General features: G+C 70.1%; 17 protein-coding genes. 2 read left to right on the top strand and 15 right to left on the bottom strand.

Annotated elements, in window-relative coordinates; genetic code table 11:
* Positions 1–37: 37 nt before the first annotated feature.
* From ACK41C_RS01890 to ACK41C_RS01870, 5 genes are all read right to left on the bottom strand, one after another.
* Positions 38–442 carry a DUF983 domain-containing protein gene (locus tag ACK41C_RS01890; protein ID WP_409649782.1) on the bottom strand — a complete coding sequence of 135 codons (405 nt, stop codon included), beginning with the start codon at positions 440–442 and terminating at the stop codon, positions 38–40.
* Positions 443–579: 137 nt separating this feature from the next.
* Positions 580–801, bottom strand: a complete 222-nt coding sequence (locus ACK41C_RS01885; protein ID WP_409649780.1) for a hypothetical protein — start codon at positions 799–801, stop codon at positions 580–582.
* Between the two features lie 51 nt (positions 802–852).
* Positions 853–1,260 (bottom strand): YbaY family lipoprotein, encoded by a 408-nt coding sequence (locus ACK41C_RS01880; protein WP_409649778.1) that lies wholly within the window; start codon positions 1,258–1,260, stop codon positions 853–855.
* A 36-nt stretch (positions 1,261–1,296) separates the two neighbouring features.
* The gene (locus tag ACK41C_RS01875; RefSeq protein ID WP_409649776.1) at positions 1,297–1,434 is read right to left on the bottom strand and encodes an entericidin A/B family lipoprotein; all 138 of its coding nucleotides are present in this window, start codon (positions 1,432–1,434) and stop codon (positions 1,297–1,299) included.
* Between the two features lie 76 nt (positions 1,435–1,510).
* Positions 1,511–1,966: a Mut7-C RNAse domain-containing protein gene (locus tag ACK41C_RS01870; RefSeq protein WP_409649773.1), complete on the bottom strand. Its 456-nt coding sequence runs from the start codon at positions 1,964–1,966 to the stop codon at positions 1,511–1,513.
* Between the two features lie 33 nt (positions 1,967–1,999).
* Between ACK41C_RS01870 and ACK41C_RS01865 the strand changes: the two genes are divergently transcribed.
* Positions 2,000–2,392 (top strand): DUF2784 domain-containing protein, encoded by a 393-nt coding sequence (locus ACK41C_RS01865; protein ID WP_409649771.1) that lies wholly within the window; start codon positions 2,000–2,002, stop codon positions 2,390–2,392.
* Here ACK41C_RS01865 and lepA read toward each other — a convergent pair.
* Positions 2,361–4,166: a translation elongation factor 4 gene (gene lepA / locus ACK41C_RS01860; RefSeq protein WP_409649769.1), complete on the bottom strand. Its 1,806-nt coding sequence runs from the start codon at positions 4,164–4,166 to the stop codon at positions 2,361–2,363. The two genes, ACK41C_RS01865 and lepA, sit on opposite strands and share 32 nt — an antisense overlap.
* A gap of 146 nt (positions 4,167–4,312) precedes the next feature.
* Between lepA and ACK41C_RS01855 the strand changes: the two genes are divergently transcribed.
* Complete coding sequence (locus ACK41C_RS01855; RefSeq protein ID WP_409649766.1) at positions 4,313–4,939, top strand: DUF1134 domain-containing protein; 627 nt, start codon at positions 4,313–4,315, stop codon at positions 4,937–4,939.
* On the opposite strand, the gene ACK41C_RS01850 is transcribed toward ACK41C_RS01855, so the two are convergent.
* The 9 genes from ACK41C_RS01850 to ACK41C_RS01810 all read right to left on the bottom strand — a co-directional run bounded on the left by ACK41C_RS01850 (position 4,936) and on the right by ACK41C_RS01810 (position 14,424).
* Positions 4,936–6,012 (bottom strand): nucleotidyltransferase family protein, encoded by a 1,077-nt coding sequence (locus ACK41C_RS01850; RefSeq protein WP_409649763.1) that lies wholly within the window; start codon positions 6,010–6,012, stop codon positions 4,936–4,938. The two genes, ACK41C_RS01855 and ACK41C_RS01850, sit on opposite strands and share 4 nt — an antisense overlap.
* A complete protein-coding gene (locus tag ACK41C_RS01845; RefSeq protein ID WP_409649761.1) occupies positions 6,009–7,148 on the bottom strand; it encodes a hypothetical protein in 1,140 nt (379 codons plus the stop codon). Before ACK41C_RS01845 ends, ACK41C_RS01850 begins: the two co-directional genes overlap by 4 nt.
* An 18-nt stretch (positions 7,149–7,166) precedes the next feature.
* A complete protein-coding gene (locus tag ACK41C_RS01840) occupies positions 7,167–7,448 on the bottom strand; it encodes a hypothetical protein (protein ID WP_409649758.1) in 282 nt (93 codons plus the stop codon).
* 121 nt (positions 7,449–7,569) lie between these two features.
* A complete protein-coding gene (gene pheT, locus ACK41C_RS01835; RefSeq protein ID WP_409649756.1) occupies positions 7,570–9,942 on the bottom strand; it encodes a phenylalanine--tRNA ligase subunit beta in 2,373 nt (790 codons plus the stop codon).
* Between the two features lie 158 nt (positions 9,943–10,100).
* The gene (pheS, locus tag ACK41C_RS01830) at positions 10,101–11,204 is read right to left on the bottom strand and encodes a phenylalanine--tRNA ligase subunit alpha (RefSeq protein WP_409649753.1); all 1,104 of its coding nucleotides are present in this window, start codon (positions 11,202–11,204) and stop codon (positions 10,101–10,103) included.
* Between the two features lie 112 nt (positions 11,205–11,316).
* Complete coding sequence (gene rplT, locus ACK41C_RS01825; RefSeq protein WP_409649749.1) at positions 11,317–11,673, bottom strand: 50S ribosomal protein L20; 357 nt, start codon at positions 11,671–11,673, stop codon at positions 11,317–11,319.
* A 20-nt stretch (positions 11,674–11,693) separates the two neighbouring features.
* On the bottom strand, positions 11,694–11,894 hold the full coding sequence (rpmI, locus tag ACK41C_RS01820; RefSeq protein WP_409649747.1) for a 50S ribosomal protein L35: 201 nt from the start codon (positions 11,892–11,894) through the stop codon (positions 11,694–11,696).
* Between the two features lie 128 nt (positions 11,895–12,022).
* Positions 12,023–13,216: an MFS transporter gene (locus tag ACK41C_RS01815; RefSeq protein ID WP_409649744.1), complete on the bottom strand. Its 1,194-nt coding sequence runs from the start codon at positions 13,214–13,216 to the stop codon at positions 12,023–12,025.
* Complete coding sequence (locus ACK41C_RS01810; RefSeq protein ID WP_409649742.1) at positions 13,213–14,424, bottom strand: MFS transporter; 1,212 nt, start codon at positions 14,422–14,424, stop codon at positions 13,213–13,215. The genes ACK41C_RS01815 and ACK41C_RS01810 overlap by 4 nt, the downstream gene beginning before the upstream one ends.
* Positions 14,425–14,452 lie beyond the last annotated feature (28 nt).

Here is a 14,452-nt window from a genome sequence, read left to right as displayed (position 1 = left end):
GCGGGGGACGAACGTATGCTGAAGCCGCCGGTTCCGCTCAGCGCGGGTCGGCGACGTCGGCCGTGTGCAGCTTGGCGTCGGAGTCCTTGACGCCCAGGGCGTACATGGCGCCCACGAAGCCGCCCTTCACCACGTGCAGCAGCGCCAGCGTCGCAGCGCCCAGCGGGATCAGCACGGTGGGCAGGACGATGGCCGGCGGCGCCTCCCAGATGAAGGGGAAGAACAGGGCCGGGGCGATGATCAGGTGGCCGACGATCAGGATGGTGAAGTAGGCCGGGCCGTCGTCGGCCGGATAGCGGGCGAGGTCGTGGCCGCAGGCCTGGCAGTGCGGCTCCACCTTCAGGTAGCGCCAGAACAGCCGCCCTTCCGCGCAATGCGGGCAGCGGCCTTTCAGTCCGCGCAGGACCGATTGGAGGAACGGGGCGTGGGGCTGCGAACTCATGCTTGGCCATATGCGCGCAGGCCCCGCCGAAGAAAAGGCGCCCCGCCGCCGCAGGCATGGACAATTTGCGGCGAAAGGCCTGAACGGCCTTGGGATTCAACGTGAATCGCGGCGAATTGTCCTAAACTCTCATAGGTTTAGGGGTTCGTGCGGTGGCGGTTCATGGGTGTGGGGGCGCCCGTCGCATCGGCGTCGTTCTGGACGTCGCCCTCGGAGGTGTTCTCGCCTTCGATGATGTGCGGATCCTCGCCCGCCATGGTGGTTCCACGTGACGCGCCGATGTGCGGATTGTCTTCCAGGTCGTCGCGGGGCGGCGGGTTGGGGGTGTGGCCGGAAAGCGGGTGCTTGGACGTGCTCATGCGATACTCCCTGTTCGCCTTCCCAACCGCTCGGACCGGGAGGCGTTCCCTTCATCGCCCGACCGGAGCGAGCACCAGGGTCACATGCGACGGGCGCCCGAAGGCGAGCGCCGGCGGCTCGGGCGCGGCGGCCCAGATGCGGCGGCCGGATGGCTCGATCACCTGGCCCGCCACGCGATAGCGCGCTGCCGGATTCAGGTGCTCGACGGGAATGGCCAGGGCGAAGGGAACCGCATCCTGGCGATACAGCGGCAGGCGGACCAGGTCGGCGGTGCGGACGCCGAGCCTGGGATCCTCCTCCAGGAGGAAGACCTCCAGCATGGCGCCGGCCGCCAACTCGGCCGGTTCGGCCCAGACGGCCTCGCCCGTCACCCGCGCTTCCGGCGGCGGTCCTGGCAGGGTCTCGCAGGCGGCGAGTGCGAGCGCCGCGGCCAGAGCGGCGGAACGGCGAAGCGGCATGGCGGGGAAACGCGCGAACGCGTCTCCCGTGCCGGCTCAGCGCTTGGCGTCGTTGGCTGCGCCGGTCACCGCTGCGCCGGCGGCCTGGACGTCGCGCCCGACGCCGGCGACGGTGTTGCAGGCCGCCGTGGTCAATGCGGCCGCGACGGCCGCCAGGATGACGAGCTTGCGCAAGGTCTTTCCCCCTCTGGCTGGTCGGCGACGAATGGCCGAGCTCGATGTCGGGATTTAGGCGAGGCCGCGAGCGGGATCAATCGTCGCCGGCCAGCGTCGCCAGCCGTTCGGCCAGCCGCTTGACATGGCTGCCGGGCCAATAGGCGCGGCCGCAGATCGGGCAGGCGCGGAAGGGCCCGGGGCCGGCCTGGGCCTCCGGCGGCATGGCGGCCAGCGCCGAGGGGCCGGCCAGGACCAGCCGGGCGTTGTCGACCAGGCAGCGGGTGAAGGGCGCGCAGCGCCAGTCCACCGCCGCGGCGCGCGATAGGCTGCGCGCCTGGTCCATGGCGCTTCGCCCCTCCACCAGGGCGGCGAAGGGGGCGGCGCGGGCCGCCAGCCGGCGATCCTGGGTCAGAAGCAGGCGATGTTCCCACCGCGCCAGGCCGAGCAGCAGGCTGTCGGGCGCGCCGCCCGTGGCCAACAGGGTGTCGTGGCCTGCGGCCCTCAGCAGCCGGGCCAGCCGCGCAAGCATTTCGTCGCAGAGGAAACCCATGGCGGCGAAACGCGCAGGACTTAAGTTCCGGTCATGGACCCCGCCCTCGCCGCCGCGGCGGTGCTGGCCGCCCACGTGGCCGTCATCGCCTTCAATGTCTTCGGCCTGATCGCCATTCCCGTCGGCGCCTGGCGCGGCTGGTCCTGGGTGCGGGCCCGCGGCTGGCGGATCCTGCACCTGGCCTCGCTCGGCGTAGTGGCGCTGCAGGCCCTGTTCGGCCAGGCCTGCTTCCTCACCATCTGGCAGGACGAGCTGACCGGCGCAGGCGCGCAGGACCCCCTCGTCATGCGCACGGTCAACCGCCTGATCTACTGGGACTTGCCGATGTGGGCGTTCACCGCGGCCTATCTGGCGGTGTTCGCCTATGTGGTCGGGCTGTGGATCTGGGTGAAGCCTAGTCGGCGTCCATCTTCAGGGCGGCGATGAAGGCTTCCTGCGGGATCTCCACCTTGCCGAACTGGCGCATGCGCTTCTTGCCCTCCTTCTGCTTCTCGAGGAGCTTGCGCTTGCGGGTGATGTCGCCGCCGTAGCACTTGGCCGTCACGTCCTTGCGCAGCGCGCGCACCGTCTCGCGGGCGATGATCCGCCCGCCGATCGCCGCCTGGATCGGGATCTGGAACATGTGCTGCGGGATCAGTTCCTTCATCTTCTCGACCATGCCCCGGCCGCGGCTTTCGGCGCGGTTGCGGTGGACCAGCATGGAGAGCGCATCCACCGGCTCTGCGTTGACCAGGATCGACATCTTCACGAGGTCGCCCTCGCGATAGCCCTCGATCGAATAGTCGAAGCTGGCATAGCCCTTCGAGATCGACTTCAGCCGATCATAGAAGTCGAACACCACCTCGTTCAGCGGCAGGTCGTAGACCACCATGGCGCGGCTGCCGACATAGGAGAGCTCGCGCTGCTCGCCGCGGCGGTCCTGGCAGAGCTTGATGATCGAGCCGAGATATTCGTCCGGGGTGAAGATGGTGGCCTTGATCCAGGGCTCGGAAATGCTCTCGATCTTCACCGGGTCGGGCAGGTCGGCCGGATTGTGCAGTTCGATCTCGTCGCCGTTGGTCAGCTTGATCTTGTAGACCACCGAAGGCGCCGTCGCGATCAGGTCGAGGTCGAACTCCCGGCTCAGCCGCTCCTGGATGATTTCCAGGTGCAGGAGGCCCAGGAACCCGCAGCGGAAGCCGAAGCCCAGCGCCGCGCTGGTCTCCATCTCGTAGGTGAAGCTGGCGTCGTTCAGGCGCAGGCGGCCGATGGCCGCGCGCAGGTCCTCGAAATCGGCGGCGTCGACGGGGAAGAGGCCGCAGAACACCACCGGCTGCACCTCGCGGAAGCCGGGCAGGGGCTTGTCCGTGGGCTTGCGCTCGTCGGTGATGGTGTCGCCGACGGCGGCGTGGGCCACTTCCTTTATCGAGGCGGTGATGAAGCCGACCTCGCCGGGGCCGAGCTCGGCCACGTCGGTCTGCTTGGGCCGGAACACGCCCAGCCGGTCGATCTGGTACTGGGCGCCGGTCTGCATCATCTTGACCTTCTGGCCGACGCGCAGGGTTCCGTCGAAGACGCGGACAAGAACCACCACGCCCAGGTACTGGTCGTACCAGGCGTCGACCAGCAGCGCCTTCAGCGGCGCGTCGCGGTCGCCCTTCGGCGGCGGCAGACGGGTGACGACGGCCTCCAGCACGTCGGCGATGCCGACCCCGGTCTTGGCGGAGCACTCGACCGCGTCCGAGGCGTCGATGCCGATCACGTCCTCGATCTGCTGGCGCACCCGCTCGGGGTCGGCGGCCGGCAAGTCGATCTTGTTCAGGACCGGGACGATCTCGTGATTGTTGTCGATGGCCTGGTAGACGTTGGCGAGCGTCTGGGCCTCGACCCCTTGCGAGGCGTCCACCACCAGGATCGAGCCCTCGCAGGCGGCCAGCGAGCGGGAGACCTCGTAGGCGAAATCGACGTGACCGGGCGTGTCCATCAGGTTCAGGACATAGGTCTCGCCGTCCTTGGCCTTGTAGTGCAGGCGGACGGTCTGGGCCTTGATGGTGATCCCCCGCTCGCGCTCGATGTCCATGTTGTCGAGGACCTGCTCGGTCATCTCGCGCTGGGTCAGCGCGCCGGTCTCCTGGATCAGGCGATCGGACAGGGTCGACTTGCCGTGGTCGATGTGGGCCACGATGGAGAAGTTGCGGATGCGCGAGAGCGGCGTCGTCATGGTGGCGAGCCTCTAGCACATCCGCCGGCTTAAGCGAGCGCGACGGTTCGCGCCGGCATGGTTAATCGGCCATTAAGCTTGGCGGCCGCATTCATGCCCTCGGGGGATGGGAGCCTTCGGCAGTTTTCTCGAGGAATCACGCGCACATGGATCGCCGCACGCTCATCGCTTCGGGCCTCGCCACCTTGGGGAGCGCCGGTTGCGCGACCGCTCAGCAGCGCGAGTACAGCCCCGGCCCCCCGCCGCCCTCGCCCAGCGCCACGGCCAACCCCAGCTATCCGGCCCAGACCGAGACCTATTCGCGCGACGAACTGGTCAACACTGTCTCGGACTTCCTGGGGGTGACGGCCGAGGCCGCCGGCGGCGCCATCGAGCGGATCTTCAAGGACAATGGCCGGCCCACCGCCTACATCGCCGGCGAAGAGGCCTCGGGCGCCTTCACGGTCGGCGCGCGCTACGGCCGCGGCCTGCTCTACATGAAGAACAAGGAAGCGATGGAGGTCTTCTGGCAGGGCCCCTCCATCGGCTGGGACCTGGGCGGCAACGCCAGCCGGGTCTTCACCCTGTGCTATAATCTCCACTATCCGGAAGTGATCTTCCAGCGCTTCCCCGGCGTGGAGGGGTCGGCCTATCTGGTGGCCGGGCTCGGCGTGAACTACCTGCGCACGGACGATATCACCCTGGCGCCCATCCGGGCCGGCGTGGGCCTGCGCCTGGGCGCCAATGTCGGCTATCTGGGCTTCTCTCGCACCCGGCGGGTCCTGCCCTTCTAGACCTTTCCCGTCGCCGGAGGGGCGAGGATCTGGCGCAGGCGCGAGAGGCGGTCGGCCTCCCCCAGCCCTTGCGCGCCGTCCAGCACGCGCTCGCGGCCGGCGCGGTTGGCCAGGGCGTGTTCGGGCAGGTGCGGCGCCTCCAGCAGCAGACCCCCAAAGGCCAGCGGCGTCCGCAACTGCGGCCACCGCAGCTGAGCCAGGCGGCGGGCGTGCTGCAGCCGGGCGCGGGGGGTCTCGACCCGCTCCGCCGGAATTCGGGCGCCGAACAGCCGCCGGGCGGCGAGCAGCTGGGCTGCGACGGCGTGGCGCGCCAGCCGCGTGCCGGCGAGATCGTGCAAGGCCTCCCAGTCCACGCCCTCCGGCCGTCCGGCGAGCACGGCCACGTCGTGCAGGTGGCGCAGGTCGAACGCGCCGCGCCAGAAGTCGCCGTCATGGAAGAGGTCGTGCAGGATCGTCAGGAACACCTGGAAGGCCGGGTCGGGAACGCGCGCCGAGACGCCGGCCCAGTTCACCCGCCGGCAACGGGCGGAGAAGTCGCGCGGCTGGGCCAGCCCCGGCGGCCCGGGCGCGCGCTGGTGCAGGTCGATGGCCGCAGCGTCCTGCGGACGGGCGAGCTCGGCCACGGCGTGGACGTCGGCACCGTCCTTCTCCGCCATCACCGAATAGCCGTGCAGGGTCAGGGCGGCGCGGGCGCGGGCCGCTTCGTGCGGCGCCACCAGCAGGTCGAGGTCGGCCAGCAGGCGGTCGAAGGGTTCGTCGGGGCTGCGGCCCGCCCAAAGCGCCGCACCTTTCAGCAGCACCGGTTCGACGCCCGCGCGGTTCAGCACGCCCACCGCCTCGGTCAGCTGGTCGGCGAGACGGGCGTTGCGGGCGGCGTTGCGGGCGCGCACATCGGCCAGGAAGGCGCGGACGTCGTCGGGCAAGGCTGCGGCAGGAAGCAGCGCGCCGGCCACGGCGGGCGTCATCAGGGCGTCGTTGGCGAGCTTGATCAAGGCCAGCCAGTCGACGTCGGGCGGCAGGCGCCCCTGCATCGCCTCGCCGAGCTGGCCCAGGGCGGCGTAGGGCGCGGTCATCGCGCCAGGGCCTCGACGGCGGCGACGGCGGCGTCCAGGTCGGAATAGACGAAGGTTCCGCAGGCGGCGTGCTCCAGGCGCTGGGCGAAGCCGGTCAGGCCGTCCGGATCGGCCGCGCCACGCCGGGCGAAGGCGGAGTCCAGCAGCACGCAGAGCGCGTCGAGGGGATGCATCGGCTCAAGCCGCGGCGCGGCGCCGGCCTCACGCCTCAGGACCAGCACGAGGTCCGGCGCAGCGGGCGCGAAGGCGGCGGCGGTCGGCGGCAGGACATAGCGCACCTCCTGGCCGTCGGCGCGGCGATGCGTGGGCGCATGATCGACCTGGGGCAGGCGGCCGCTCAGCAGCGGCCAGGCGCCGGCCTTCACCGCCGCGGCGAAGGGGGCGGGACGCGCCAGGCCGTCGGGCGAGATGCGGACGATGTCGTCCCCGCCATAGGTCATGCCGGCGGCGGCGAGCGCCAGGGTCAGGGTCGTCTTGCCCGCGCCCGGCTCGCCGGTGAGCAGCAGGGTGCGTTCGCCGGCCTTCAATAGCGCCGCATGGACCAGGAAGCCCTCGTCCACGGCGCCGGCATAGAGGTCGGTGAGGATCGCCTTGAGACCGGGAACCAGCGCCTCCGGCGCCAGGCGCCCGTGGCTGGCGCCGTTCACGAACAGCATCCAGCCGCCGGCATAGGGCGCCAGCGCCAGCTCCCCCGTCGGCAGGGCGTCGGTCGCCTCCAGATGGCCGAAGGCGGAGTCCACCGCATCGAGCGCGCCGGAGCCGTGCAGCGAGAGCCGGACCGCCAGGCCGTCGAGGCGATAGACGCGCTCGGTGAGCGGTGGGCGCGCCAGGCCTTGTTGGACGGCGGCAGGGACGAGCAGGCCCAGATCCGTCCAGTCCAGCGCAGCCTGGGCGACATAGGCGCAGGCTTCGTCGCGTGAAGCGCCCAGCCGCCGCAGACCCTCGCCGGCCTCGGATGTCGACGCGCCCGCGGCCAGCCCGCGCCAGATCTCGGCGGCGGTGGCGTTGAGTTCGAACAGCTGCTGGCGGCGGCCGCAGAACAGGGCGGAGCGTCCCGCCAGTTTCAGAATCCGGACAGCCGGCGAGACGGCGAACCGCTCCTCTTCGAGCCCGGCGTCAGGCGCTACACGGCTCACGACGCCGAGCCTCCGGCGTCACTTCCGGCGCTTGGGCTTGGGCCAGCCGCCGCCATGCCCGCCGCCGTGACCGGGCTTATGCCCGCCATGGCCCGGCTTGGGATGGTTGTGCTTGGGATCCTTGCAGTCGGGATCGTGCGGCGTGTCGCCGCCGTTCGACTTGGCGATGGCCGGCGAGCTCATCGAGGTGGAGAGCAGCAGCGTCATCGCCGGCGGCGTCACCGCGGCGAAGCGCCCGGCGGTCTTGAGAAAGGCGCGCCGGTCGGCCTCGGCCGCCAGCGGCTTGTCTTGATCGGACATCGTAAACCCCAACAGCCCTGGCGCCCACGCGGAGCGAGCGCAACCTGGGCCGCACGGAACGCGCATGCGGCGATCCCGTCAACGCCGATCAACCGGCGGGTGAGCGGCGACTCGCCCGGCGTCAGGCCCGCAGGGTCGCGCCCACCGCCTTCTTGGCGGCGGCCACCAGCCGGGTCGACAGGGCCTCGATCTCCGCGTCGGTCAAGGTCTTCTCGCGCGGCTGCACGAGCACCTCGACGGCCACCGACTTGGCGCCCTCGGGCACGCCCTGGCCGCGATAGACGTCGAAGACCCGCACCTCGGAGACCAGCTGCTTGTCAGCGCCGGCCAAGGCGCGGACGAGATCGCCGGCCGGCACCGCTTCGTCCACCACGAAGGCGAAATCGCGCGAGAGCGGCATGAGCGGCGAGAGCGCCAGGGCCGGCTTAGTCTTGGTGGGCTTCTTCTTGGGCTCCGGAATGGCGTCCAGCACCAGTTCGAAGCCATAGACCGGCCCCTCCACGTCCAGCGCCTTCAGAATGCGCGGGTGGATTTCGCCGAACTCCGCCACGGTGGCCTTGCCGAGCCGCAGAGCCGCCGCTCGGCCGGGGTGCCACCATGGGGACAGCCCGGACTGCGCCGTCTGCAGGCTGGCCGGCGCGCCGAGCTCGGCCAGCAGGGCGAGAAGGTCGCCTTTCAGCTGGAAGAGCGCGTCTTCCCTGGCTCCGTCCCACCGGCGGGGCGGGTGCGGCGCGACGACCGCCGCAACGGCCGTCACCTGATCTTCTGGCCGATCGCCCCGATAGAACGGCCCAACCTCGAACAGGGCCGCGTCGGGGAAGCCGCGGCGCGCATTGCGCGCGGCCGCCTCGATCAGGTTGGGCAGGATCGACGGGCGCATGCAGTCGAGGTCCGAGGCGATGGGATTGGTCACGACCAATTCGTCCTGGCCGCCGCCGAACAGGCGGGCGGTCTCGCGCTTCATGAAGCTCCAGGTGATGGTCTCCGCATAACCCAGCGCCGCCATGGCGCGGCGGCCGGCGCGCATGCGGTTCTGGCGCACGGTCAGCACGCCGCCGGCCCGCGCCGGCGCGGGCGGCAGGGGCTCGGCCGGCAGGGCGTCATAGCCCTCGATCCGCGCCACCTCCTCGACCAGGTCGGCCTTGCCTTCCACGTCGCGCCGCCAGGAGGGCGGCGTCACCCGGTCGCCTTCGACGGCGAAGCCCAGGTCGCGCAGGATGTCGTCGATGCGCCCAGGCTGCAGGTCCAGGCCCGCCAGCTGCTTCACATAGGACCGGTCGAAGGCGATCGGCTGCGGATGCGGCAGGCTTTCGCCCACCACCGTCAGCTCCGACGGCTCGCCGCCGCACAGCTCCAGGATCAGGCGGGTGGCGAGCTCCACCCCGGGGACCTGGCTCTCCGGATCCACCCCGCGGGCGAAGCGGTACTGGGCGTCGGAGACGATGCCCGTCGTCCGCCCCGTCTGGGCGGTGCGGATCGGGTCGAACCAGGCGGCTTCCACGAAGACGTCCGTGGTCTCCTCGGAGCAGCCCGTGGATTCTCCACCCATCACGCCGCCCAGGCCGATGACCCCGGAGGCGTCGGCGATGACGCACATCTCGGGCGTAAGGGCGTAGGTCTTGCCGTCCAACGCCTCCACGCTCTCGCCTTCGCGGCCGAGGCGCGCCTCGATGAAGCCGCCGGAAAGCTTGGCCGCGTCATAGACGTGCAGCGGCCGCGCGCGGTCGTAGGAGATCAGGTTGGTCACGTCGACCAGGGCGTTGATCGGCCGAAGCCCGATGGAGGTCAGCCGCTGCTGCAGCCAGGCCGGCGAGGGGCCGTTCTTCACCCCGCGGATCAGCCGACCGGCGAACTGGCGGCAGGCGCCCGAGGCGTCGATGCGGATCTCTATCGGGTTGGCGAACTTGCCGGGCACGGCCTCGACGCCCGCATCCTTCAGCACGCCCAGGCCGGCGGCGGCCAGGTCGCGGGCGATGCCGACCACGCCCAGCCAGTCCGGACGATTGGGAGTGACCTCGAAGTCGATCACCGCCTCCAGGCCCAGCGCCTCGGTCGCCGAGGTCCCGACCGCGAGATCGCCCGGCAGCTCCATGATGCCGTCGGACTCGGTGGCGACTTCCAGCTCGGCGGCCGAGCAGAGCATGCCGTTGGAGACGACGCCGCGCACCGGCCGCGCCTCCAGGGTGATCCCTGACCCGGGAACATAGGCGCCGAGCGGGGCGTAGATGGTGGTCAGGCCCGGCCGCGCGTTCGGCGCCCCGCAGACGATCTCCTTGCGGCCGTCCTTGGTGTCCACCTGACAGACGCGCAGCCGGTCGGCGTTCGGATGCTGGACGGCCTCGACGATCCTGGCGACGGAGAAGGCGGCGAGCTTGGCGGCCGGATCTTCCACGTGCTCGACCTCGAGGCCGGCCATGGTCATGGCCTCGACCACCTCGGCGACCGTGGCCTCGGTTTCCAGGTGATCCTTCAACCAGGACAGGGTGAACTTCATCTTCTCGTCTTCCTAGATCCTCCCCCTCGGGGGGAGGTGGCGTTCGGGACGAAGCGACGGACGACGGAGGGGGCGGCGACCGCTGGGACCTCCGTCCCCCTCAATCCGCTTCGCGGACAGCTCCCCCGGGAGGGGGAGCCTCTGGTGTGGGTGGGCGGTCAGGACAGCCCCGTAGCCGGGTTCGGCGCGGCGAAGGCCGAGAAGCCGTAATGCTCCAGCCACCGCACGTCCGAGGCGAACATGTCGCGCAGGTCGGGCATGCCGTATTTCAGCACGCCCAGCCGGTCGACGCCGGCCCCGAAGGCGAAGCCCTGCCAGACATCCGGATCGAGCCCGCAATTGCGCAGCACGTTGGGATGAACCATCCCGCAGCCCAGGATCTCCAGCCAGTCGGAGCCCTGGCCGATCTTCACCTCGCCGCCGGAGCGGTCGCAGCGCACGTCCATCTCCGCCGAAGGCTCGGTGAAGGGGAAGTGGTGCGGCCGGAACCGGGTCTCCACCGCGTCGGTCTCGAAGAACTTGGCGATGAAGGTCTCCAGCGTCCATTTCAGGTGGCCCATGTGGATGCCCTTGTCGATCACCAGCCCCTCGATCTGGTGGAACATCGGGGTGTGGGTCTGGTCCGAGTCCTTCCGGAAGGTGCGGCCCGGCACGATGACGCGGATCGGCGGCTCCTGACCGTTGGCGATCCAGGCCGGCAACTGCTCGTTCGTGGCGCGCATCACCCGCACCTGGACGGGGCTGGTGTGCGTGCGCAGCACCTTGCGCTCGCCCTTGGCGTCTTCCTGGAGGAAGAAGGTGTCGTGCATCTCCCGCGCCGGATGCTTCTCCGGGAAGTTCAGCGCGGTGAAGTTGTTGAAGTCGGTCTCGATGTCCGGGCCTTCGGCCACCGAGAAGCCCATCTCGGCGAAGACGGCGATCATCTCGTCCATCACCTGCATCGTGGGATGGACCGAACCGCGGCGGCGCGGCGGCGGGGGCAGGGTGAGGTCGACGCGCTCGGAGGCCAGCTTGGCGTCGAGCTCGGCGGCCTCCAGGGCGGCCTTCTTCTCGGCGATCAGGCCGGCGACGCGGTCGCGCAGGCCGTTGATCTGCGGCCCCTGCTCGCGGCGCTCCTCCGGGCTCATCTTGCCTAGGGACTTCAGGAGTTCGGAGATGGAGCCGGACTTGCCGAGCGCGGCGACGCGGACGGCTTCCAGGGCGGCGGGGTCGTTCGCGGCCTCGATGGCGGCGAGGATTTCGGCTTCGAGTTGGGCGATCATGGCTGGGCTCGTCTAAGGGATCGGACCGGGTGCGGGAAGAGGGCAGCAAAAAGCCCTCCGGCGGTTCGGCCGGAGGGCTTCGAATGCTTCAGGAGCGGGATGCTCCCAGGCCTCAAGCCAGCGCGGCGCGAACCTTGTCGGCGATGGCCTTGAAACCGGTCGGGTCGCTGCCTGCGATGTCCGCCAGGACCTTGCGGTCCATCTGGATCCCGGCCTTCTCAAGGCCGTGGATAAATCGGGCGTAGGTCAGGCCTTCCAGACGCGCAGCGGCGTTGATGCGCTGGATCCACAGCGAGCGGAAGTTGCGCTTGCGGACCTTGCGGTCGCGGTAGGCGTACTGGCCGGCCTTGTCGACTGCGGCCTTGGCGGCGCGGATGGTGTTCTTGCGGCGGCCGTAGAAGCCCTTGGCCTGCTCCAGAACCTTCTTGTGCTTGGCGTGGGCGACAACGCCCCGTTTCACGCGAGCCATCTGTCAGATCTCCTTCGCGCTTAAAGGCCGTTGGGCAGGAACGACTTGATGATCTTGGCGTCGGCCTCGCTCATCACCTTGGTCCCGCGGTTCTGACGGATGTACTTGCCATTGTGGCTGATCAGGCGGTGGCGCTTGCCCGCGACGCCGGCCTTGATCTTGCCGGTGGCGGTCATCTTGAAGCGCTTTTTGGCGCCCGAATGGGTCTTCAGTTTCGGCATTTCTCTTGCGGAACCTTGCGGTCCCGTCCTCTGGCGTATTGACGAACCGCCCTGGCATGCCTTTGGCCAGGCGGCTCCGAAGGGGCGGCTCAATACGCGAAAGCCCGCGCAAAGGCAAGGGCGGCGGGTCAGGCGCGGGCCGGGAGGCGGCGCATGATCTGTACGGCGAGGATCGTCGCCGGAACGATCAGGATCGCGGTCACCAGGAAGGCCGCGCCTGGATGGACGTGGGAGAAGAGCTGGCCGGCGTAGATCGGCCCCCCGATCCGGGCGAGCGCCATGTTCGACATGTTGAGGCCCAGCATCTCGCCCTGGCGGTCCGGCGGCGTGGCCTGAGAGATCAGGGCGGCGATGTTGGGGAAGCAGATCGACTGCCCGACGCAGACGAAGGCGAATCCGACCATGGCGACCTGCCAGTTGGGCGAGCCGAACTGGAAGATCATCCCGAACCACATCAGCACCAGGCCCGCCGTCAGGACGCGCGGCTCGCTGAACCGGCGGACGAGGAAGCCGGTCAGCACGCCCTGGCAATAGGCGCCCAGCACGCCGATGGCCATGAAGGCGAAGCCGATCTCGCGCGGGCCCCAGCCGAACCGATGCTCGGTCCACAGGCCGTAGGTGGCTTCGATGCCGGCGAAGCCCGCCACGGTGATGAAGCTGATCGCCAGGATGCGCGAGACCACCGGATGAGCGAAGGCCTCGCGCAGGGCCGCACGGCGGCCCGGGGGACGCATGTCGGGCGTGCCCGGCCGGCTCTCCTTGACGAAGAAGACCACGCCCAGCGCCGCCAGCAGGCCGAAGCCGGCGGCCGCGAAGAGCGGGATCTGGAAGCCGAGGGTTCCGAGTTCGGGCCGCGCCAGGAGGCCGCCCAGCCCTGGCCCCACCATGAAGCCGAGCGAAAAGGCCGAGCCCATGATCCCCATCTTGGCGGCTCGCTCCTCCGGCGGGGTGATGTCGGCGAGGCACCCCTGCAGGGTCGAGATGTTGCCCGACAGAAAACCGCCCGCGAACCGGGCCAGGAAGGCGAGCCAGATGGTCGGGGCGAAGGCGAGGGCGACATAGGCCAGCGCGCTGGCGGCGATGGTGGCCAGCAGCACCGGCCGCCGTCCGACCCGGTCCGATAGCCGGCCCCAGAACGGCTCGCCCAGGAACTGCCCGAAGGAGAAGGCGGAGAAGAGCAGCGCGATCTGCCAGGGCGGGGCGTCCAGGGCCCTGCCGAAGAAGGGCAGCAGCGGGATGACCAGGCCGAAGCCGGCGATGTTGAGGAACACCACCGACAGGAGGATGACGAGCGCGCGCCGGTCCGGGGGCGGCGTGCTCATGGCCGCGCGGCGGCGTGACGGCTGGCCGACAGGGCCAGCGCGATGGCGGGGGCGACCACCAGGGCGCCCAGGAAGAATGGACCGTTGACGCTGATCCCGGCGAAGGCGAGGCCGGCGCAGAATGGTCCGACGACGCGGGCCAGCGCGCTGGTGGCGTTGTTCAGGCCCAGGATCTGGCCCTGGCGGTGCGGGTCGGCGCTGCGCGAGATCAGGGCGCTGACATTGGGCCAGGCGACCGACTGGCCGATGGCGGTCAGGCACATCAGGATCACGACCATCACCCCGTTCACCGAGAACGGCTGCAGGGCCGAGCAGACCATGGTGAGCGCCATGCCGACCGCCAACATCCGCCCTTCGCCATAGCGCTCGGCCAGGGGGCCGGTGACGAACATCTGGGTTCCGGCTGCGGCGATGCCGACGAAGGCGAAGCAGACGCCGATCTCCCGCGGCCCCCAGTCGAACCGGGCCTGGGCCCAGAGGCCGAATGTGGATTCGATGCCGGTGAAGGCGAAGCCCACCAGGAAGGTCAGCAGCATCAGACGCCCGATGGCCGGATGGCGGACCGCTTCTCCAAGGGCCGACCAGCGGGCCGGCCGTTGGCTTATGGTCTGCTCCCGCTGGTGGCTCTCGCGGATGAAGAGGGCGATGGCGACCACGCAGACCAGCGCGAGGCCTGACGCAACGAAGAGCGGAATCTGGAACCCGGCGGGACCGGCCTCGGGATGCGCCAGCAGGCCGCCGACCGAGGGGCCGACGATCAGGCCGACATTCCAGGCCGCCCCCTGATAGGACATCTGCCGCGCACGCTTCTCCGGCGGCGTCACGTCGGCGATGTAGCCCTGCACCACCGCGCCGTTGCCGGCCGCCAGCCCGCCGATCAGGCGGATGAAGAAGGCGGCCCATATGTTGGGCGCGAAGGCCAGCGCCAGATAGCAAAGGCAATTGCCCATGATCGTCGAGATCAGCAGCGGCTTGCGACCGTACTTGTCCGACAGCCGGCCCCAGAAGGGCTCGCCGAAGAAGGCCCCGACCGAATAGGCCGAGAAGATCAACGCGATCTGCCAGGCCTCGGCGTTGAACGACTTGGCATAGAAGGGCAGCAACGGGACGATGATCCCGAAGCCCAGCATGTTGATGAAGATGACGGCGATCAGCGACGGCGCCGCGAGAGCGGACGGAGTCGCCCTCTGCGGTTCGGTATGGGCCATGTGAACGCTGTTAAGCGGCGTCGGCGAA

The sequence above is a fragment of the Phenylobacterium sp. genome (assembly GCF_046290725.1).
Classification (GTDB): domain Bacteria; phylum Pseudomonadota; class Alphaproteobacteria; order Caulobacterales; family Caulobacteraceae; genus Phenylobacterium.
This window is presented reverse-complemented; position numbering and strand designations above follow the sequence as displayed.